This is a genomic window from Streptomyces siamensis (genome assembly GCF_039543605.1).
GTDB classification, from domain to species: Bacteria; Actinomycetota; Actinomycetes; order Streptomycetales; family Streptomycetaceae; genus Streptomyces; species Streptomyces siamensis.
The window spans coordinates 1,211,727-1,230,350 of the sequence record NZ_BAABKB010000002.1 but is presented as its reverse complement, the minus strand read 5'-3'; the positions used below and the strand labels follow the sequence as shown (position 1 = coordinate 1,230,350).

Genomic DNA, 18,624 nt, shown 5'->3' with positions numbered 1-18,624 from the left:
GGACGCAGCTAGGAGCCGGAACGTTCCTTGTCCCCGTGGCCGGATTCGCCGGCGGCCTGCTTCGCGGCCTGCGCGAGCGCCGCCTTCGCCGCCTTCTCCGCCTCCTTCTCGGCCTTCGCCGCCTCCGCGATCTGCCGCTTGGCGGCCGTCGCGTACATGTCGACGTACTCCTGGCCGGAGAGCTTCATGATTTCGTACATGACCTCGTCGGTCACCGCGCGGAGCACGAAACGGTCGTGCTCCATGCCGGCGTACCGGCTGAAGTCGAGCGCCTTGCCGATGCGGATGCCCGGGCGCATCAGCTTGGGCATCACCTTCCCCGGCGGCTGGATCTTCTCCGTGTCGATCATCGCCACCGGGATGACGGGGGCGCCGGTGGCGAGCGCCACGCGCGCGAGGCCGCCGGGCTTGCCGCGGTAGAGACGGCCGTCCGGGGAGCGCGTGCCCTCCGGATAGATGCCGAACAGCTCACCGCGCTCGACGACCTCGATGCCGCTCTTGATCGCCGCCTCGCCCGCGCCGCGCGCGCCCGAGCGGTCGACGGGGAGCTGCCCGACACCCTTGAAGAATGCGGCCGTCATCCGGCCCTTGAGGCCGGGCGTCGTGAAGTACTCGGCCTTCGCGATGAAGGTCACCTTGCGGTCCAGCATCGCGGGCAGGAAGAACGAGTCCGAGAACGACAGGTGATTGCTCGCCAGAATCGCGGGGCCCTCGGCGGGGATGTTCTCGAGGCCTTCCACCCAGGGTCTGAAGGCGAGCTTCAGCGGCCCTCCGATGGAAAACTTCATTGCGCCGTAGATCAACCGAGTGCCTCCTGTGTCGTCGGTCAGACCTTAACCCGGAGCGCCGTCAAAGGGTCCGACGACCCTGGTCGGTGTCAGTGCGGTCGCGTACGGTGAAGTACGCCTCGAAGCCTCGGGGGGTTTCGTTCGTTCCGTTCCGCCCGCCTGATGAACAGGAGACCGAAGGTGCCGGTCCTTCCTGGAGCCGAGCCGTTCCGCCGTGAGGGCGGAGAGGTCGGCGTCCTCCTCTGCCACGGTTTCACCGGGTCCCCGCAGTCGCTGCGGCCCTGGGCGGAGTTTCTCGCCGAGCGCGGCCTGACCGTCGCACTGCCGCTGCTGCCGGGGCACGGCACACGTTGGGAGGACATGCAGCTCACGGGCTGGCAGGACTGGTACGCGGAGGTCGACCGCGAGCTGCGCGCCCTGAAGGACCGGTGCGACCAGGTCTTCGTCCTCGGTCTGTCGATGGGCGGCACCCTGGCCCTGCGGCTGGCCGCCAAGCACGGGGACGACGTCACCGGCGTCGTGGTCGTCAACCCGGCGAACAAGGTGCACGGCCTCGCCGCGCACGCCCTCCCGGTCCTGCGCCACCTCGTGCCCACCGTGAAGGGGATCACGAGCGACATCGCCAAGGAGGGTGCCCAGGAGATCGGCTACGACCGGGTGCCCCTGCACGCCGCGCACTCCATGCGGAATTTCTACCGGCAGGTCGACGGTGAGCTGCCCCAGGTCACCCAGCCGTTGCTGCTGCTGCACAGCCCGCAGGACCATGTCGTGCCGCCCGCGGACTCGGCCCGTGTCCTGAGCAGGGTGTCGTCCACGGACGTCACGGAGATCCTGCTGGAACAGAGCTACCACGTCGCGACGTTGGACCATGACGCGGACCGGATCTTCGAGGAGAGCTACGCCTTCATCGCCCGGCTCGCGCCCGCTGTCGGCAAGGAGCCCGGCACGGGCCAGCTGGGTCAGCAGGAAGGGACGGCCACCGGTGGCTGAGTACGACGCGGACCGCGGCGACTCCGAGGAGAAGGGCATCCCGGTCGGGGAGCCCCTCGGCGGGTCGTCCGGTGACTCCCTCGGCGGGTCGCCGGAGGAGCAGAGCGTGCCCTTCGACGAGGACGCCGCGTGGCAGGCGATCGTCGAGGGGTACGGGGAGGAGCCGCCGGACCCGCCGGGCGCGAAGCCGTTCAAGTCGGTCGAGGACCTCGCGCTCCTCGACCCGGAGACGAACGACGGACCGGACGACGACGAGAAGAACGACAGCGAGAAGAGCGCCACCGGGACCGGGTCCTCGGACAGGCCGTCCGCGGACGATCCGTCCCCGGCGAAGCCGCTGGGCAGCTCGGTCGCGTTCGCTCCCGGTGTGGGCGGCCCGCGGGACTACCGCGCGTCCGAGCCCTCCGACGACGACTTCGACGAGGACGACGAGGGCCACTTCGTGCCGCCCGAGCCGCCCCCGCTGCCGGCGGCGGACGCGACCGCCAAGTTCGCCTGGCTCGCCGTGCTCGGCGGCCCGGTGCTCCTGCTGCTGGCGGTGCTCCTCGGCTGGGACATGACCTGGTGGCTCGCGACCATCGGCATAGGCGGCTTCCTGGGCGGTTTCACCACCCTGGTGATGCGGATGAAGACCGACGACGAGGACGAGGACGACCCCGGCCGCGGCGCGGTGGTCTGAGCGCGTCTCAGGACGCGGGCACCTTGAGGGCGGCCAGTACGGGCAGATGGTCCGTGGCCGCCCTCAGGTCTTCCTCCGTCACGCCCGGCAGGCCGAGCGGCACCCCGCAGCCCAGGATCTCGACACCGGGCGTGGCGAAGACCGCGTCGATCCGCTGGTGCGGGTCGGTGGGGGTGGAGGTGTGCTCGGCGCCCCAGGGGCGGGTCGTCCACCCGTCCTGGAGCGTGCCGGCCAGGCGTGTGAAGGTGGGTCCGCCGGGGCGTTCGTTGAGGTCTCCGCCCGCGACGGCATAGGGGGTGCCGAGGCCGGCGAGACGTTCGAGGAGCATGCCGCCCTGCTCGTACCGCTCGTCCTTCTGGAGCGAGAGGTGGCAGCTCAGGACGCCGAGGCGGGCATTTCCGAAGCGCACCACGGCGGTGGCGAAGCCGCGCCGGTGCAGGCCGGGGGTGAGCGGGAGCAGGACGTCCTCGGTGCGTTCCACCGTCCCCCGCAGGGAGCAGAGCAGTGCGGGGCCGGCGGCGGTGGCGCCGCCCGAGAGGATCACCTGCCCGGACGCCGCCGCGAGCCGTGCCAGCTTCTTGCGCCAGCGGAAGAAGCGCGGCGCCTCCTGGACCAGGACGAGGTCGGGTTCGCAGGCGCTGATCACCCGCGCGAGCGCGTCGGTGTCGTCGCGCATCGAGCGGATGTTGTAGCTGAGCACCCGGATGACGGCGGAACCGTCGGGCTCGGTACGGGAGTTGGGCAGCGGGGTCGTCGCCATGCGGATCAAGATACGCCGCCACGGCCCACCGGGAGCGGGAGTGCGCGCCGGGGCGGTGAACCGGGTCGGGCAGCAAGGGGCGCCGCTCGGTCGGCGGTCCGGTCGGGGAACGACGGTGCGCGCCGGGGCGGCGTCATGGTCGGAGAGCTGGACTGGACGTCCGCTTCGGCGACCCGGTCGGGGAACGGGGCGGGCATGGCACCGCCCGCCGTCCCCGGAGGGCGCGGCGGGCGGAGACGTATACAGGCGGTGCGGGTGTCACATGATCGGGTCGGGCTCCCGGGCCAGGTCCGCGGCACCGACGAGGCCGGCCTTGTTGCCCAGCTGCGCGGCGATGACGTCGGCCACGGGGCGCCAGTTGCCGCCGACGAGCCAGCGCTTGTACGACTTGCGGATCGGGTCGAGGACCAGCTCGCCCTCGTCCGAGAGGCCGCCGCCAACGATGAACGCGGACGGGTCGAAGAGCGAGGCCAGGTCGGCGAGGCCGGCACCGGCCCAGCGGGCCAGCTCACGGTAGGAGTCCACCGCCACCGGGTCGCCCTGGCGCGCGGCCACCGAGATGTGCTTGCCCTCGATGCCGTCGGGCGTGCCGTTGCCCAGGGCGAGGAGGATCTCCGCGTGCTCGGGGGTCGCGTTGGCCCGCTGCTTGGCGTACCGGACGAGGGCGCGTCCGGAGGCGTACTGCTCCCAGCAGCCCTGCGAGCCGCAGCCGCACAGCAGACCGTCGGGCACCATGCGGATGTGGCCGAACTCGGCGGCCACCCCGAAGTGCCCGCGGCGCAGCTTGTTGCCGATGATGATGCCGCCACCGAGGCCCGTGCCCAGGGTGATGCAGATGACGTTGCGGTGACCCTTGCCGGCGCCGAACCTGTACTCGCCCCACGCGGCCGCGTTCGCGTCGTTCTCGACGACGACCGGCAGGCCCACGCGGGCCTCGACCTCGGCCTTGAGCGGCTCCTGCCGCCAGTCGATGTTCGGCGCGAAGTAGACCGTCGAGCGCTGGCGGTTCACATATCCGGCGGCACCGATGCCGACGCCCACGATGTCGTGACCGGCGCGCGCGCCCTCAACGGCCGAGGCGATCGCGTCCACGATGGCCTGCGGCGTGCTGGGGGTCGGCACCTTGTGGGTCGAGAGGATGTTGCCTTCCTCGTCGACCACACCGGCCGCGATCTTCGTGCCGCCGATATCGACGCCGATGGTGAGTCCCATGAATCCCTCAGTTTCGGTCGAGCCCCGCTACGGCCAACCGTACCCGAGGGGCCTTCAGTCCAAGTCAATCCGCTCCCCCGGACCCGTGCCCTCGTCGCGAGGTCCGGCGTCCCGGGTGGTCCAGCGCCGCTCCTGGGCCTCGACGGCCGAGCGGTAGGCGGCGAGCAGCTCGGAACCCGCGGCCGCGAGGTGGTCGAACACGTCCGGGTTCCGCTCCAGGACGGGCTCGACGGCGGCCTTGGCCTGCTGCACGACCTGGTTGACCATCTGTTGGGCGGTGCCGGAGGCGACCGCGCCGAACAGCGGCGACTGCAGTCCGGACAGCTTGTCGGCGACGGCGTCGACGAGCTTGCGCAGTTCCTCGGCGGCCGAGCCGGGGGGCGTGCCGTACTGGGCGCGGCGGCGGGCCTTCTCCGCCGCGAGGTCCTCGGCGCACGCCTGCGCCCAGGCGTCGGCGTCGGCCGCGCGCACCTCTTCGGCCGTCTCCTCCTGAGCGGCGTCGGTTGTGGGGCGCTCTTCGCTCATGGCGGACTCCTGCCTACGTTTCGTGCCTTCGACGTTACCCGAACGGGGGTACACGGTTCACCGTGTCCGGGGCACGGATCGGCCGGGCCACGGACGGTGCCTCACTTGCCGCGCGGCCACAGCGCGGGGTCCGGCGCGAAGCGGATCCGCAGCTCGCCCTCGCGCAGCGCCGCGCCGTCCACGGTGCAGCGGCGCAGGGCCGACGGAAGGGCGACGATCCTGCGGAACTGCCCGACTGTGACGACGAGTTCGTCGCCGCGCCGGACGAGGTCCAGTTCGTCGCGTATCGCGCCGGGCAGCGGAATGTGCCACACGAGCACGCCGTCGTCGGCGAGCCGGTCGGTGACGGGCCACTCGACCGGGGTGGGCGCCGCGTTGACGTGGGGCACCGGGAGTTCGGTGAGGTCGCCGCCGCCCCGGGGGTCCCGCCCCAGGTGCGGGACCTCGTGCAGGTCGTACGTCTCGCGCCACTCGTCCAGTGCCTTGTGCTGCTGGGCCGCGAGGGCGGCGAGCCAGGGGTCGTCCGTGGCGGTGGGCAGGACACGGTTCGCGACCAGGGCGTCGACGGACAGTCCGCGCAGGGCGAGCGCGGTGGAGGCGGTCCGGACGGCGTCGGTGCCGGCCGGGCCGGGCTGCGCGACCAGTCGTACGGTCGTGGCCCTGTCCTCGACGACCGCCTGCACCGCGGCCAGCTCGACGTCCCAGCGTGCGGCCGTCTCGTACAGCCACTCCGCGGGCATCGGGACACCCGCGAGCCGGCCGAGGACGGGGCGCAGGGCGCGGGCGGCCTGGCGCTCCGGCGGGAGCAGTCGGCGCAGATAGCGGCGGAGTTCCTCGGGGAGGCCGAGGAGGGCGAGGGTCTGCGGGGCCGGCGGGAGGTCCACGACCAGGAGCTCGTAGGCCTCCGAGAGTGCGGCGTCGCGCAGGGCGCGCAGCACGGCGAGTTCCTCGGCGCCGGGCAGCGGGGTGACTTCCTCCGCGTCCAGGCGGGAGGCGCCGAGCAGATCGAGGGCGGCGGTGGCCCGCTGCTGGAAGGCGGTGAGGTCCTCGCGGAAACGCGCGGCGGCGTCGGGGCGCCAGGCGGTGAGGTTCGGCGCGGCCTCCACGGGGGTCGGGCCCGTCGGGACGCCGAGGACCGCACCCAGGGTGTCGGTGCGGTCGGCGGTGAGCACCAAGGTACGGGTGCCCCGGTGGGCTGCCCGCAGCGCGGTGGCCGCGGCGACGGTGGTACGGCCGGTGCCGCCCTGGCCGGTGATCAGGATGGTGCGCATGAGGGTGAACGGTACCTGCGCCGCACCGGCGGGACGGACCGCGCTCCCCCGGTTGCCCGGGTCACGGGACTCGGTCCCCGGGCCACGGCGTGCGTCGCGATCCTGACGGAGACCACCGGAGTCACCGGACTCGGTCCCCGCGCCACCGCGGACGGCACCCTCCTGGGAGAGACCGCCGGAGTCACCGGACAAGGTCCCCGCGCCACCGCGGACGTCGCGATCCTGACGGAGACCACCGGAGTCACCGGACAAGGTCCCCGCGCCACCGCGGACGGCACCCTCCTGGGAGAGACCGCCGGAGTCACCGGGCCCGGTCTCCGGGACGCCGGGGGCGCCGCGCCGCTGCCGGAGACCGCGGGGCGCACCCCGCTCCGCTCCCGGGGCGCCGGGGTCGCCGTAGGTGCGCGCCGGTGCCGGCAGTCAGACCTCGCCCGACTCCACACGCTTCTTCAGGCCCGCCAGCGCGCGGTCGATGATGACCTTCTCGGCCTTGCGCTTGATCATGCCGAGCATGGGGATCTTGACGTCGACGGTCAGCTGGTAGGTGACCTGGGTGGCACCCGTGCCCGCGGGCTTGAGGAGGTACGAGCCGTCGAGCGAGCGCAGCATCTGGGACTTGACCAGGGTCCAGGAGACCTCGTGGTCGCCGGTCCAGGTGTAGCCGAGGGTCTGGTCGTCCTTGATGGCGCCGGCGTCCATGACGAGGCGCACCTGCTCGGCGCGGCCCTGGTCGTCGGTGGCGAGCACCTCGGCCTCCTTCACCTCACCCGTCCAGTCCGGGTAGCGGGCGAAGTCGGCGATCACCGCCATGACGTCAGCCGGTGCCGCCTCGATCGTGATGCTCGAACTGGTGTGTTCCGCCATCGCGGTGGCTCCTCCAGATGCGGTCCGGTGAGGGAGGGTGGGGCGCACGTGTGTGCAGCGTGAAGGCTACCGCGCACAGCCGCGGACGCTGTCACCCCACCTGGGGTTCACCGGCCCCGGCGCCTCACCACTCCAGCGCCCAGGGCGTGCCCGTGGCCGCGAAGTGGCCCACATTGACGCATTCCGTCGCCCCGACCCGCATACGGGGGGCGAGCGGCTGGTGGACGTGGCCGAACAGGGCGTAGCGCGGGCGGGTGCGCCGTATCGCGTCCAGGAGGGCGCGGGAGCCGCGCTCGAAGCGGCGCGCCACCGTGTCGTACACCAACTCCGGCACCTCCGGCGGGATGTGCGAACACAGCACGTCGACCTCGCCGATCGCCTCGACCTTGGCCGCGTACTCCTCGTCGCTGATCTCGTAGGGCGTCCGCATCGGCGTCCGCAGTCCGCCGCCGACGAATCCGAAGACCCGGCCGCCGATCTCCACGCGTTCACCGTCGAGGACCCGCGTACCGGGACCGGCGTACTCCGGCCACAGGGTCGGCATGTCGACATTGCCGTAGGTCGCGTACGTCGGCGTCGGGAACACGGCGAACATCTCGGCGTACTGCTTGCGCACCGCCTTCTCGATGGCGGCGGCCCGGTCCGCGCCGACGCCCGACCACAGACGGGCACCGAACGCGCGCGCCTCCTCGAAGCGGCGGGCGGTACGCAGCTCGACGATGCGGTCCGCGTTCTCCACACCGAACAGGTCCGGGAAGATGCCGCGCGAGTGGTCGGCGTAGTCGAGGAAGAGCACCAGGTCACCGAGGCAGATCAGGGCGTCCGCGCCGTCCCCGGCCCTGGCCAGGTCACGGGCGTTGCCGTGCACGTCACTGACCACATGAATGCGCGTCCTCGCGTTGCCGACCGGTGTGGGTGCCATGACGATCAAGCGTAGGCGTGTGGGGCAAACGTGAATAGAGGCGGTCGGACCTGCGGTTACTGGCTAGTCAGGAATTGCGTGGACTACTGTGCGCGAAGGAACGCCAACACGTGTGACGCACAGAACATCTCGCCGGGACCCCCTGTCGAAGACGCCATACCGGCGGGTAACGTCCGGGCAGTCCAGTCGTACTCAGGTTTTCAACAAGTGATCACCTGAGTGCCTGCCCGAGCCTTGGACCGCACCGTCGCATCACACAGAGTCGTGGCGTCGGCGCCCTATGAGGAGCAGCAGTCTTGCGCGAGTTCAGCCTTCCGGCTTTGTACGAGGTCCCTGCGGACGGAAATCTCACCGACATCGTCCGCAGAAACGCCGCGCAGCATCCCGACGTGGCCGTCATCGCCCGCAAGGTCGGCGGCACCTGGACGGATGTCACCGCCACCACCTTCCTCGCCGAGGTGCACGCCGCGGCCAAGGGTCTGATCGCCTCGGGCGTGCAGCCCGGCGACCGGGTGGGCCTGATGTCCCGCACCCGCTACGAGTGGACGCTGCTCGACTTCGCGATCTGGAGCGCCGGCGCGATCACCGTGCCCGTGTACGAGACCAGCTCCGCCGAGCAGGTCCAGTGGATCCTCGGCGACTCGGGCGCGACCGCCTGCATCGTCGAACTGGACGCGCACGCCGCCGCGGTGGACTCGGTGCGCGACCGGCTGCCCGCCCTCAAGCACGTCTGGCAGATCGAGGCCGGCGGCATCGAGGAACTGGGCCTGCTCGGCAAGGACGTCAGCGACGCGACCGTCGAGGAGCGCAGCTCCCTCGCCAAGGCCGACGACCCGGCGACCATCGTCTACACGAGCGGGACCACCGGCCGCCCCAAGGGCTGTGTGCTCACCCACCGGGCGTTCTTCGCGGAGTGCGGCAACATCGTCGAGCGCCTGCGCCCCCTGTTCCGCACGGGCGAGTGCTCCGTCCTGCTGTTCCTCCCGCTGGCGCACGTCTTCGGCCGGCTCGTGCAGGTCGCGCCGATGATGGCGCCGATCAAGCTCGGCTGCGTCCCCGACATCAAGAACCTCACCGACGAGCTCGCCGCGTTCCGGCCGACGCTCATCCTCGGTGTGCCGCGCGTCTTCGAGAAGGTCTACAACTCGGCGCGCGCCAAGGCCCAGGCCGACGGCAAGGGCAAGATCTTCGACAAGGCGGCGGACACCGCGATCGCGTACAGCCGCGCCCTGGACACCCCTTCGGGACCCTCCCTCGGCCTGCGGATCAAGCACAAGACCTTCGACAAGCTGGTCTACAGCAAGCTGCGCGCGGTGCTCGGCGGCCGCGGCGAGTACGCCATCTCGGGCGGTGCGCCGCTGGGCGAGCGCCTCGGCCACTTCTTCCGCGGCATCGGCTTCACGGTGCTGGAGGGCTACGGCCTGACCGAGTCCTGCGCGGCGACCGCGTTCAACCCCTGGGACCGGACGAAGATCGGCACGGTGGGCCAGCCGCTGCCGGGCTCGGTCGTCCGGATCGCCGACGACGGCGAGGTGCTGCTGCACGGCGAGCACCTGTTCAAGGGCTACTGGAACAACGAGGCCGCGACCGCCGAGGCGCTGGCCGACGGCTGGTTCCACACCGGTGACATCGGCACCCTCGACGAGGACGGCTACCTCCGCATCACCGGCCGCAAGAAGGAGATCATCGTCACCGCGGGCGGCAAGAACGTCGCCCCGGCCGTGATCGAGGACCGCATCCGTGCGCACGCGCTCGTCGCGGAGTGCATGGTCGTCGGCGACGGGCGTCCGTTCGTCGGCGCGCTGGTCACCGTCGACGAGGAGTTCCTGGGCCGCTGGGCCGACGAGCACGGCAAGCCGGCCGGTTCGACCGCGGCGTCGCTGCGCGAGGACGCGGATCTCCTCGCGGCGATCCAGGACGCCGTCGACGACGGCAACGCCGCCGTGTCCAAGGCGGAGTCGGTGCGCAAGTTCCGCCTCCTCGCGTCGCAGTTCAGCGAGGAGTCGGGGCACCTGACGCCGTCGCTGAAGCTCAAGCGCAATGTGGTGGCGAAGGACTACGCGGACGAGATCGAGGCGATCTACCGGGGCTGAGCCCGTCGGAGACCTTCAGGGCGCGGATCCTCACCGAGGACCCGCGCCCTCCGCTTTGCCGCTCCCCGGCGCTGCACCTCCGCCGCCCCGCGGCCGGAGAGTCCCACCCCCGGCGCTCCGCCCCGGACCCCGCTCCTCGAACGCCGGAGGACCGATCTCAGCCCGTCCGGCGATTGAGGACGAGGCCGTCCAGGCCGAAGCGGGGGTCCGGGGGCGGCAGCCCCCAGGGGCAAGGGACGGGCAGGGGCGGAGGGGGCGAGTGACCGCTACAGCAGCTCACGCAGGTGCTCGGCCAGCAGGTCCCAGCGCCACTTCTCCTCGACCCAGGCCCGGCCCCGCTCACCCATGCGGCGCCGGAGCTCGGAGTCCCCGAGCAGGGTGACGATACGGTCGGCCGTCTCGGACGGCGAACCGCCCCGGACGACCCACCCGGTCTCACCGTCGAGCACCGCGTCCGGCGCCCCGCCGGAGTCGCCGGCGACGACGGGCAGCCCGGTCGCGGACGCCTCCAGGTACACGATGCCGAGCCCCTCGACGTCGAGGCCCCCGCGCCGCGTACGGCAGGGCATCGCGAAGACATCCCCGGCACCGTAGTGCGCGGGCAGTTCCGACCAGGGCACCGCCCCGGTGAACCGGACCGCCTCGCCGACACCGGTGTCGTACGCGAGTCTGCGCAGGTCCCGCTCGTAGGGTCCGCCACCGACGATCAGGAGCACCGCGTCCGGCTCCTTGGCGAGGATGCGCGGCATCGCGAGGATCAGGGTGTCCTGGCCCTTGCGCGGCACGAGACGCGAGACGCACACGACGACGGGGCGGTCGGTCAGGCCCAGCCGGGCGCGGACCACGTCACCGCCCGAGGAGGGGTGGAAGGTCTTCTCGTCCACGCCGGGCGGCAATTGGACCATGCGCGCGGCGGCCTCGGGAGTCAGCGCGGAGGCGATCCGGGAGCGGGTGTACTCACCGAGGTAGGTGATCGTGTCGGTGGACTCGCCGATGCGGCGCAGGAGTCCGCGGGCCGCGGGCAGCTGCGCCCAGCCGGCCTCGTGGCCGTGGGTGGTGGCCACGATCCGCTGTGCGCCGGCCCGGCGCAGCGCCGGCGCCATCAGGCCGAGCGGTGCCGCCGCCCCGAACCACACCGAGGTGCAGCCGTGCTCGCGCAGCAGTCCGACGGCCCGCCGGGTGGCCCCCGGCGTGGGCAGCAGCATCGTCGTGCGGTCGCGCACGACGGTGAAGGGCTGCTCCGCGTCGAAGGCGGCGGTGGCCTCGGCGCCCTCGCGGCCGCGCTTCCAGGTGGAGGCGTAGACGACGAGCCGCTCGGGGTCCAGGCGCAGCGCCATGTTGTGCAGGAACGCCTGGATGCCGCCCGGCCTGGGCGGGAAGTCGTTCGTCACGATCAAGGTCTTGTGCATCGTGTTCGACACTATCGAACCTATACTCACAGCTCCGCACGGCCGCGCTTGACGGCTCGCGCACAGGGCGGCGCGACATCATGACCACGGCGCACGCGGCACGCAGCGGGCTCCGCGACGACGCGACCGCGGGCCGTGCGGGACCACGGCAGCACAGCACATTCGTTCCGGACGGACAAGGACCAGGTGGGCATGACGGGCACTAGGGGGGCGTGGTTCCCGTACGGACCGCTCGCGCTGCTCGGGACCTGGACCGTGACCAGAGTGCTGCTGCTCCTGTTCGTGTTCAAGGTGTACGTCTTCCCCGGCCCCGACGTCACGAGCGACGTCTTCGTGATCTACCAGGGCTGGTACGAGGTCCTGCGTGACGGCACCTTCCCGCTGGACGACGTCACCTGGCAGTACCCGCCGGCCGCCGCGCTCGCGATCCTCTCCCCCGCGCTGCTGCCCACCCTGGGTTACGCGCAGGCGTTCTTCGTGCTGGCCTGCGTCGCCGACCTGGTCGTGTTCGCCCTGCTCTTCTACGCGGGCCTGCGCCCCGGCAAGAGCCTGCGCGGGGCCTGGGTGTGGGCGGTCGGGGTGCCGCTGCTCGGTCCGACCGTGTACGCCCGCTACGACGTGATGGTGACGGCCGTCGCGGTCGCCGCGCTGCTCGCCGGTGCGCGCCATCCCCGCATCATGGGGATGCTCACCGGCTTCGGCGCTCTGGTGAAAGTGTGGCCGGTGCTGCTGCTGGTGGGAGCCGTCCGGCGCCGGGCCTGGGTAGCGGCCGTGGTGACGGCCGCGGTGATCGCGGCCGTGTTCGGCCTGGCGATGCCGGGCGCGTTCTCCTTCCTGACGTTCCAGCGCGACCGCGGCACCGAGGTGGAGTCGCTCGGCTCCCTGGTCTTCCACGTGGCGCGCGGGCACGGCTGGGACGGTCAGGTGCTGCTCAACTACGGCTCGGTGGAGTTCCTCGGCCCGTACGTCGACGTGGTGAGCACGGCGGCCCTGGTCCTCACCGGGCTCGCCTTCGGCTGGCTGCTGCTGTGGCGGCTGCGGGTCAGGCGGTTCCTGCCGCACACGCTCGCGGACGCCGCGTTCGTGGCGGTGCTGATGTTCACGACCACCAGCCGGGTGATCAGCCCTCAGTACATGGTGTGGCTGGTCGGGCTCGCGGCGGTCTGTCTGTGCTTCCGTCGCAGCGGGATGACCCTGCCGGTCGTCCTGGTGCTCGCCGCGTGCTTCGTGACCGTCCTGGAGTTCCCGGTCTGGTTCTCGCACGTCGTGGGCAGCGATCTGCTGGGCGTGAGCCTCCTCTTCGCTCGTAACGGCCTGCTGGTGATCGCCACCGTGCTGGCCGCCCTGGAGCTGTGGCGGAGCACGGTGTCCGACCCCGCGCCGAGGGTGCCCCCTCAGGCGGCCCGCACCCAGGAGAGCCTGGCGTCCTCCTGACGCCGGGCCCAGACGCCCAGCGCCGCGCACTGCACCGTCATGGACAGGGCGAGGGCGAGGCAGATGCCGGGCAGTCCGAGCCCCGACAGGACGTACGCGACCGGTAGTTGGACCGCGGTGCCGAGCAGGGTGACGCGCAGCAGGACCGGCGCTCCCCCGCTCCCCTCGAAGACCCCGCCGAGCGCGATGCAGCAGGCCATCAGCAGCAGGTAGGGACCGACGCAGCGCAGGAACAGCACGCCGTCGTGCGCGACGTCGGGACCGGCGCCGAAGGCCCGCATGATCCACGGCGCCAGCGCGCCGAGCAGACACGCGGCGAACAGGCCGGCCGCGCCGGAGACGAGCACGGCCTGCCGCCCGATGGCGCCCCGCTCGTCGCGCCCCGCGCCGCGGGTGTGCGCGGTGTGGATCGAGGCGGCCTGCCGGACCGCGTAGAACGCCATGGTGGCGACGTACATGACCTTGTAGGCGATGGAGTACGCGGCGACGGCCGTCACCCCGAGCCGGGCCACGATCGCGACCAGGACGAGCGCGCCGCCCTGCCGCACGGTGAAGTCGGCGGACATCGGCAGCCCGGTCCGCAGGGTGCGGCGCAGGGCGGCGGCGGTCGACCGTGCGGGCGGGGTCGGGGCGGCCTCGCGGAGCAGGGCGTTCCGGCGCAGGGCGCGCAGCCCGGCCGCCAGGGCCACGCAGCGGCAGAGCACGGTCGAGGCGGCGGCGCCGGGGACGCCGTACGCGTGGATGAGGAGCGGGTCGAGGCAGAGGATCAGGCCGTTGGCCAGCAGGGCCAGACGCATCGGGGTGCGGGTGTCGCCGGTGCCCTTCAGGATGCCGTCGACGAGGTTCTGGGCGAAGAAGACCGCGATGCCCGGCAGGGAGATCGCGAAGTACTGCACGGCGAGCACCGTGGCCTTCCCGTCGCCGCCGAGCACCAGCCGGGCCAGCGGTTCCCGCAGCAGCAGGCCGCCGGCGACGACCGTGGGTGTGACCACGGCGCACAGTGCCCATCCCCCGCGTACGGCCGCGCGGACCTCGCCCGGGTCCCGGGCCCCGCGGGCGTGCGAGACCAGCACGGTGGTGCCGGACGCGAAGACGAGGGCGACGCCGAGCAGCACGTTCTCGGTGTTGGTGGCGACGGCGACGGCCGCCACGGCGGCGCCGCCGAGCCGGGAGACCCAGAGGGTGTTGATGACCCCGGCGGCGACGGAGGCGAGCAGGGAGAGGTAGACGGGGTGGGCGAGCGCGATGAGCTGCTTGCGGTGCGCGTTCACAGGAGCTCCCTCGGTGCGGGCGGCCCGGCGGACCTCCCTCGGTGCGGGCGGCCCGGCGGACCTGCCTCGGTACGGGCGCCCGGCGGGTGCGGACCGCCACGGCGCCTCGATCAGAGCTACCTCGTTTCGAGGTAGCTCGATAAGAGGTACCATCACATCAAGAGACCCGCAACCACGGAGCCGCCTCATGCTGGAGCTGTCGATCCTCGGTTTCCTGTCCGAAGAGCCGCTGCACGGCTATGAGTTGAAGGAGCGCATCAAGGCGCTCAGCGGCCATGTCCGCCCGGTCAGCGACGGGGCCCTCTATCCCGCGATCACCCGCCTGGTCGACGCGGGCAAGCTGGACCAGCGCACGGCTCCCGGCAGCAGCGCGGCCCCCCGCCGGATCCTCTCCCTCACCGACCGGGGGCGCGAGGATCTGCTGGAGCGGCTGCGCCACCCCAAGCAGGCGGAGATCACCGACCAGGTGCGGTTCAACACCCTGCTGGCCTTCCTGCGCCACCTGCCCGACCGTCAGGAGCAGGCCGCGGTGCTGCGCCGCAGGCTGGACTTCCTGAGGACACCGGCGAGCTTCTTCTACCGCGACGGTGAGCCCGTGCGGGCCGAGGACAGCGGCGACCTGTTCCGGGAGGGCATGCTGCGGGTGGCCCGTGCGACGGGCGAGGCGGAGCGGGCATGGCTGACCGAGGCGATCACCCGGCTGGAAGCAGCTGCGCCCTGAGGTAGTCCCGCCACTGCGCGGTGAAGCGCTCCGGCGTCGTGTGCAGTATGTCCCGCAGCGCGCCCTCGACCGCCCCGGCGCGCTTCTCGTGGTCGCCGACGGCGCGGTAGAAGTCGTTCAGGCGGACCTCGCCCCACCGGTCCGCGATCAGCCGGCAGGCCAGCCAGCCGCCCTCGTACGCCCGTGCCAGCCGCGCCGCGTCCCCGCTGAACCCGAAGTCCCCGTCCACGGGAAGCGCGACCGGCAGGCTCCCGTCCCGCACGGCACGCTCCAGCTCCGGCGCGACCTGCGGGGCCGTCCGCCCGCTGCCGCGGTAGCCGACCCAGTCCGCGTACCCCTCGGAGAGCCACAGGGGCGTGGCGGCCGAGGTGTGGGCACGGGTGGCGACATGGGTCGTCTCGTGGGTGAGCACGACCTGCTTGCCGAAGTCGCCGAGGACGCCGAACGCGTCGGGATTGACGATGATCCGGTCCGCAGGTGCCTTTCCCGACCCGCCCGCCTCACCCGTGGTGACCGCCGCGATCCCCCGGTACCCGGACGCCGGGGCGCCGAGCAGCCCGGCCATGCCCTCCAGCGACTTCGGCACGAGCACGACGACGTGCCGCGACCAGTCCGTGCCCCACGCCCCGGACGCGGCGGGCACCGCGCGGTCCGCCAGCCCGGCGTAGTCGCGCAGCCGCTCGGCGGACTGCCCCACCCCCAGCGCCAGACTGCGCTCGCCGCGCACGACCGTCACCCGCCCCTGCTCCCACAGCTGTTCGCTGGCCTTCTTCGCGGGCTCGTCGGACGCGACGTACCAGGTCCCGCCGGCACGGACCAGGCGCAGGGTGCGGCCGACGGTGACGGGCGCGGCGTCGTACCCCTTGATGCGGTAGCGCAACTGGGCGTCGGCCGTGGCCCGGTCGCCGGTGCGGTGGACGTCGGTCACGCGGTACGCCCAGGACTCCAGCGGGACGGCGCGCAGGTTCGCGAAGTCCGGATCGGCGCCGGCCGGCCGCCCGGTCGCCCGGTACGCCGGCTCGTCCCGGGCGAGCACCGCGGCCGCCCGCAGGTCGAGGACCCGTTGCACCTCGGCCGACACGGTGTCCGAGGACGCCCGGCCGCCGCAGCCGACGAGCACGGCGAGCAGCAGCACCAGGGAGAGTCCCGCTCTCGACGCACGCCTTCGACCAGCCACGTTCCCGATCGTACGGCGGCCCGGGCGCTTCGGGCTCCGGTCGGGCCGCGGTCAGACCCTGGTGACCGACGAGACCGGCATCATGCCCACCGGGTCGTACCGCACCGGGGCACCGGGGTACGGGGCGTGGATCACCTGGCCGTTGCCCATGTACATCGCGATGTGGCTGGCGTCGGAGCGGTAGGCGATGAGGTCGCCGGGCTGCGCCTGGGAGAGCGGCACCTGCCGGCCCGCGTATCGCTGGGCCTGCGAGGTGCGCGGCAGCCCGACCCCGGCCTGCGCGTACGACCACTGCATGAGGCCCGAACAGTCGAAGCCGCCCGGCCCGTTGGCGCCCCAGACGTAGGGGCGGCCGAGCACGGAGCGGGCCGCGGCGACCGCGGCGGCCGCGCGGGCCGAGGACGGGACGGCGTCTCCGAGGTCGGGCAGGTCCGAGCGGCCGGAGCGGGACGCCCGGTCGTAGGCGGCGCGTTCGGCGTAGGGCAGCGAGTTGAGCAGCTGTCGCGCCTCGGCGAGCTTTCGCTCCACGGTCCGTTTGTGCCGCGCGACGGCCTTGCGGCTCTTCTCCAGTTCGGCGAGCTTGCCGGTGGCCTCCTCGCGCTTCTGCGCGAGTTCCCGCATGGCGAACTGGAGATCCCTGAGCTCGCCGGCCTGGTGGGAGCTGATCCGGTCGAGCGCGGCGGCCTTGTCGATGTACTCGGCCGGGTCGTCGGAGAACAGCAGCGCCAGGGAGGGGTCGAGGCCGCCGGAGCGGTACTGGGCGCCCGCGAGCGAACCGAGCGCGTCCCGCATGGTGTTGATGCGCTCCTGCTGCCGGGCGATCTCGTCCTGTGCCGTGCCGACCTGCTCGCGCAGGGAGTCGGCCCGCTCGTCGGCCTTGTTGTACGCCTCGGTGGCCTTCTCCGCCTGCGTGTACAGGCGGTCCACCTCGGCCCGGGTGTCGTCCTGCGGTGCCGCGGAGGCGGGCAGGGCGCCGAGTGCGGCGGCCGCCGCGGACATCACGCAGGCGGCGAGACCGAAGGCGCCGACGCCCCGGTCGAAGCCGGACGGTGCAAGGCGGCGATGGAACCCCACGGGTGGCCGCTCTCCCTTCCGCTGACGGTCCCCCGGATTGGGGGAAACGCGCCAGACAGTAGCCGTGCGACTACGCGACGGCCAAAGGTCTCTGCGGGCACACAAAGTGACGCCCCGCCTCAGACGCAGGTCACGGACGGGTCGCGGGGTCAGCGGGCGGTACCGTAATTCGCCCGTTTGGGCGGAGTGAGAAGAGCCCCCGCCGATGCTTCGGCGAGGGCTCGTCAGGAGGCGTGCGTCAGATGCGGACGCCGAACTGGAAGGGCATGTTGCCGATCGACTCGTAGCGCACGACCGTGCCGGTGCGCGGGGCGTGCAGCACCTGGCCGTTGCCCGCGTACAGGCCGACGTGGTGCATGTCGCCGTAGAAGATGACCAGGTCACCGACCTGGAGGTCGCTCTGCGAGTAGATGCGCGTGCCCGCGTTGGCCTGCGCCTGGGAGGTGCGCGGGATGGAGACACCGGCCTGGGCGTAGGCCCAGGAGGTGAGGCCGGAGCAGTCGAAGGAGCTGGGGCCGGAGGCGCCGTAGACGTACGGCGAGCCGATCTTGCTCTGGGCCGCGCTGAACGCGGCACCGGCACGGCCGGAGGCGGGGGTGCTGGAGCCGCCCAGGGCGCTGCGCTCGCTGGCGCGGCTGGCGCGGGCCTGCTCGGCGTCGAGAGCCGCCTTCTCCTTGGCCGTCAGGGTGTTGAGGAGCTTCTGCGCCTCACCGAGCTTGCCCTGGACTTCCTTCTTCTTCTTGGCCAGCTCCGTCCGGGTGTCGGCGAGGTCCTTGAGCTTCTCGGAGGCCTCGGAACGCTGCTGGGCGAGCGAACGCTGCTTCTCCTGGACCTTCTTGAGCGCCTCGACCTGCTGAGCGCTCAGCTGGTCCATCGCGGACGCCTTGTCGAGGTAGTCGTCCGGGTCGGAGGAGAGGAAGAGCGCCACGGAGGGGTCGATGCCGCCGGTCCGGTACTGGGCGCTGGCCATCGAGCCGAGGCCGTCGCGCAGCTCGTTGAGCTCCTCCTGGCCGCGGGCGACGTTGTCCTGCAGGGAGCTGATCTGCTTCTGCAGCTTCTCCTGCTTCTCCTTCGCGCCGTTCAGCTTCTCGGTGGCCTTCTCGGCCTCCTCGTAGAGCTTGTCGACCTTCGACTTGACCTCGTCCTTGCTCGGCTTCTCGCTCGGCGCGGCGTTGGCGGCGTTGGCGCTGAGGGCCACGGCAGCGGCGGCGGCGGTGGTGAGCACGGTCACACGGGTGCGGCTCGGCTGCTTGGGTCGACGGTGGGACGCCACGAAGGCGAGCTCCTTCTTCCTCCAGCCGCCTGCCGAATGCGCGACGGGCGGTGCCCCTCCACCGTCACTCCCGATGAGTGATCACCCGAGCGGAGGTTCGAGGCCTGACCCTAGTGACCTCCCCGTGATCAGTTCAAATCCTCATAGGAAAAATCTCGGTC

The 18,624-nt window shown here is 72.3% G+C and carries 17 protein-coding genes; 5 read left to right on the top strand and 12 right to left on the bottom strand.

All coding sequences use genetic code 11. The features are described 5' to 3' along the window. Positions 1 to 8: 8 nt before the first annotated feature. Positions 9 to 788: a lysophospholipid acyltransferase family protein gene (locus tag ABEB03_RS08175; RefSeq protein WP_345643560.1), complete on the bottom strand. Its 780-nt coding sequence runs from the start codon at positions 786 to 788 to the stop codon at positions 9 to 11. A 180-nt stretch (positions 789 to 968) separates the two neighbouring features. Here ABEB03_RS08175 and ABEB03_RS08170 point away from each other — a divergent pair, with 180 nt between their 5' ends. Next, positions 969 to 1,778 carry an alpha/beta hydrolase gene (locus ABEB03_RS08170; protein ID WP_345643557.1) on the top strand — a complete coding sequence of 270 codons (810 nt, stop codon included), beginning with the start codon at positions 969 to 971 and terminating at the stop codon, positions 1,776 to 1,778. After that, positions 1,771 to 2,457: a hypothetical protein gene (locus ABEB03_RS08165; protein WP_345643554.1), complete on the top strand. Its 687-nt coding sequence runs from the start codon at positions 1,771 to 1,773 to the stop codon at positions 2,455 to 2,457. Before ABEB03_RS08170 ends, ABEB03_RS08165 begins: the two co-directional genes overlap by 8 nt. A 7-nt stretch (positions 2,458 to 2,464) precedes the next feature. Here ABEB03_RS08165 and ABEB03_RS08160 read toward each other — a convergent pair whose 3' ends face one another. The 6 genes from ABEB03_RS08160 to ABEB03_RS08135 form a co-directional block, all read right to left on the bottom strand. Next, positions 2,465 to 3,217 carry an endonuclease/exonuclease/phosphatase family protein gene (locus ABEB03_RS08160; RefSeq protein ID WP_345643551.1) on the bottom strand — a complete coding sequence of 251 codons (753 nt, stop codon included), beginning with the start codon at positions 3,215 to 3,217 and terminating at the stop codon, positions 2,465 to 2,467. 258 nt (positions 3,218 to 3,475) lie between these two features. Further along, complete coding sequence (locus ABEB03_RS08155; protein WP_345643548.1) at positions 3,476 to 4,429, bottom strand: ROK family glucokinase; 954 nt, start codon at positions 4,427 to 4,429, stop codon at positions 3,476 to 3,478. A gap of 54 nt (positions 4,430 to 4,483) precedes the next feature. After that, a complete protein-coding gene (locus ABEB03_RS08150; protein ID WP_345643545.1) occupies positions 4,484 to 4,954 on the bottom strand; it encodes a DUF5304 domain-containing protein in 471 nt (156 codons plus the stop codon). Between the two features lie 101 nt (positions 4,955 to 5,055). Further along, positions 5,056 to 6,225: an ArsA family ATPase gene (locus tag ABEB03_RS08145; protein WP_345643542.1), complete on the bottom strand. Its 1,170-nt coding sequence runs from the start codon at positions 6,223 to 6,225 to the stop codon at positions 5,056 to 5,058. A gap of 420 nt (positions 6,226 to 6,645) precedes the next feature. Beyond that, positions 6,646 to 7,089: an SRPBCC family protein gene (locus ABEB03_RS08140; RefSeq protein ID WP_095933775.1), complete on the bottom strand. Its 444-nt coding sequence runs from the start codon at positions 7,087 to 7,089 to the stop codon at positions 6,646 to 6,648. Positions 7,090 to 7,213: 124 nt separating this feature from the next. After that, positions 7,214 to 7,969 (bottom strand): metallophosphoesterase family protein, encoded by a 756-nt coding sequence (locus tag ABEB03_RS08135; protein WP_345644173.1) that lies wholly within the window; start codon positions 7,967 to 7,969, stop codon positions 7,214 to 7,216. 338 nt (positions 7,970 to 8,307) lie between these two features. Between ABEB03_RS08135 and ABEB03_RS08130 the strand changes: the two genes are divergently transcribed. Next, a complete protein-coding gene (locus ABEB03_RS08130; protein ID WP_345643535.1) occupies positions 8,308 to 10,104 on the top strand; it encodes an AMP-dependent synthetase/ligase in 1,797 nt (598 codons plus the stop codon). Between the two features lie 266 nt (positions 10,105 to 10,370). Here ABEB03_RS08130 and ABEB03_RS08125 read toward each other — a convergent pair whose 3' ends face one another. After that, positions 10,371 to 11,513, bottom strand: a complete 1,143-nt coding sequence (locus ABEB03_RS08125) for a glycosyltransferase family 4 protein (protein ID WP_345643532.1) — start codon at positions 11,511 to 11,513, stop codon at positions 10,371 to 10,373. Positions 11,514 to 11,705: 192 nt separating this feature from the next. On the opposite strand from ABEB03_RS08125, the gene ABEB03_RS08120 reads away from it, so the two are divergent. Continuing rightward, positions 11,706 to 12,947, top strand: coding sequence for a glycosyltransferase family 87 protein (locus ABEB03_RS08120; protein WP_345643530.1), 1,242 nt, complete (start codon positions 11,706 to 11,708; stop codon positions 12,945 to 12,947). Here ABEB03_RS08120 and ABEB03_RS08115 read toward each other — a convergent pair. Further along, positions 12,908 to 14,218 carry an MATE family efflux transporter gene (locus tag ABEB03_RS08115; protein ID WP_345643528.1) on the bottom strand — a complete coding sequence of 437 codons (1,311 nt, stop codon included), beginning with the start codon at positions 14,216 to 14,218 and terminating at the stop codon, positions 12,908 to 12,910. The two genes, ABEB03_RS08120 and ABEB03_RS08115, sit on opposite strands and share 40 nt — an antisense overlap. A 187-nt stretch (positions 14,219 to 14,405) precedes the next feature. Between ABEB03_RS08115 and ABEB03_RS08110 the strand changes: the two genes are divergently transcribed. Further along, entirely contained in the window at positions 14,406 to 14,939 is a 534-nt protein-coding gene (locus ABEB03_RS08110) for a PadR family transcriptional regulator (RefSeq protein ID WP_345643525.1), read from the top strand. On the opposite strand, the gene ABEB03_RS08105 is transcribed toward ABEB03_RS08110, so the two are convergent. The 3 genes from ABEB03_RS08105 to ABEB03_RS08095 form a co-directional block, all read right to left on the bottom strand. After that, positions 14,911 to 16,116 carry a hypothetical protein gene (locus ABEB03_RS08105; RefSeq protein WP_345643522.1) on the bottom strand — a complete coding sequence of 402 codons (1,206 nt, stop codon included), beginning with the start codon at positions 16,114 to 16,116 and terminating at the stop codon, positions 14,911 to 14,913. The two genes, ABEB03_RS08110 and ABEB03_RS08105, sit on opposite strands and share 29 nt — an antisense overlap. Positions 16,117 to 16,167: 51 nt before the next feature. Continuing rightward, complete coding sequence (locus ABEB03_RS08100) at positions 16,168 to 17,190, bottom strand: C40 family peptidase (protein ID WP_345643519.1); 1,023 nt, start codon at positions 17,188 to 17,190, stop codon at positions 16,168 to 16,170. A gap of 238 nt (positions 17,191 to 17,428) precedes the next feature. After that, the gene (locus tag ABEB03_RS08095) at positions 17,429 to 18,463 is read right to left on the bottom strand and encodes a C40 family peptidase (protein WP_345643516.1); all 1,035 of its coding nucleotides are present in this window, start codon (positions 18,461 to 18,463) and stop codon (positions 17,429 to 17,431) included. Between the last annotated feature and the right edge of the window lie 161 nt (positions 18,464 to 18,624).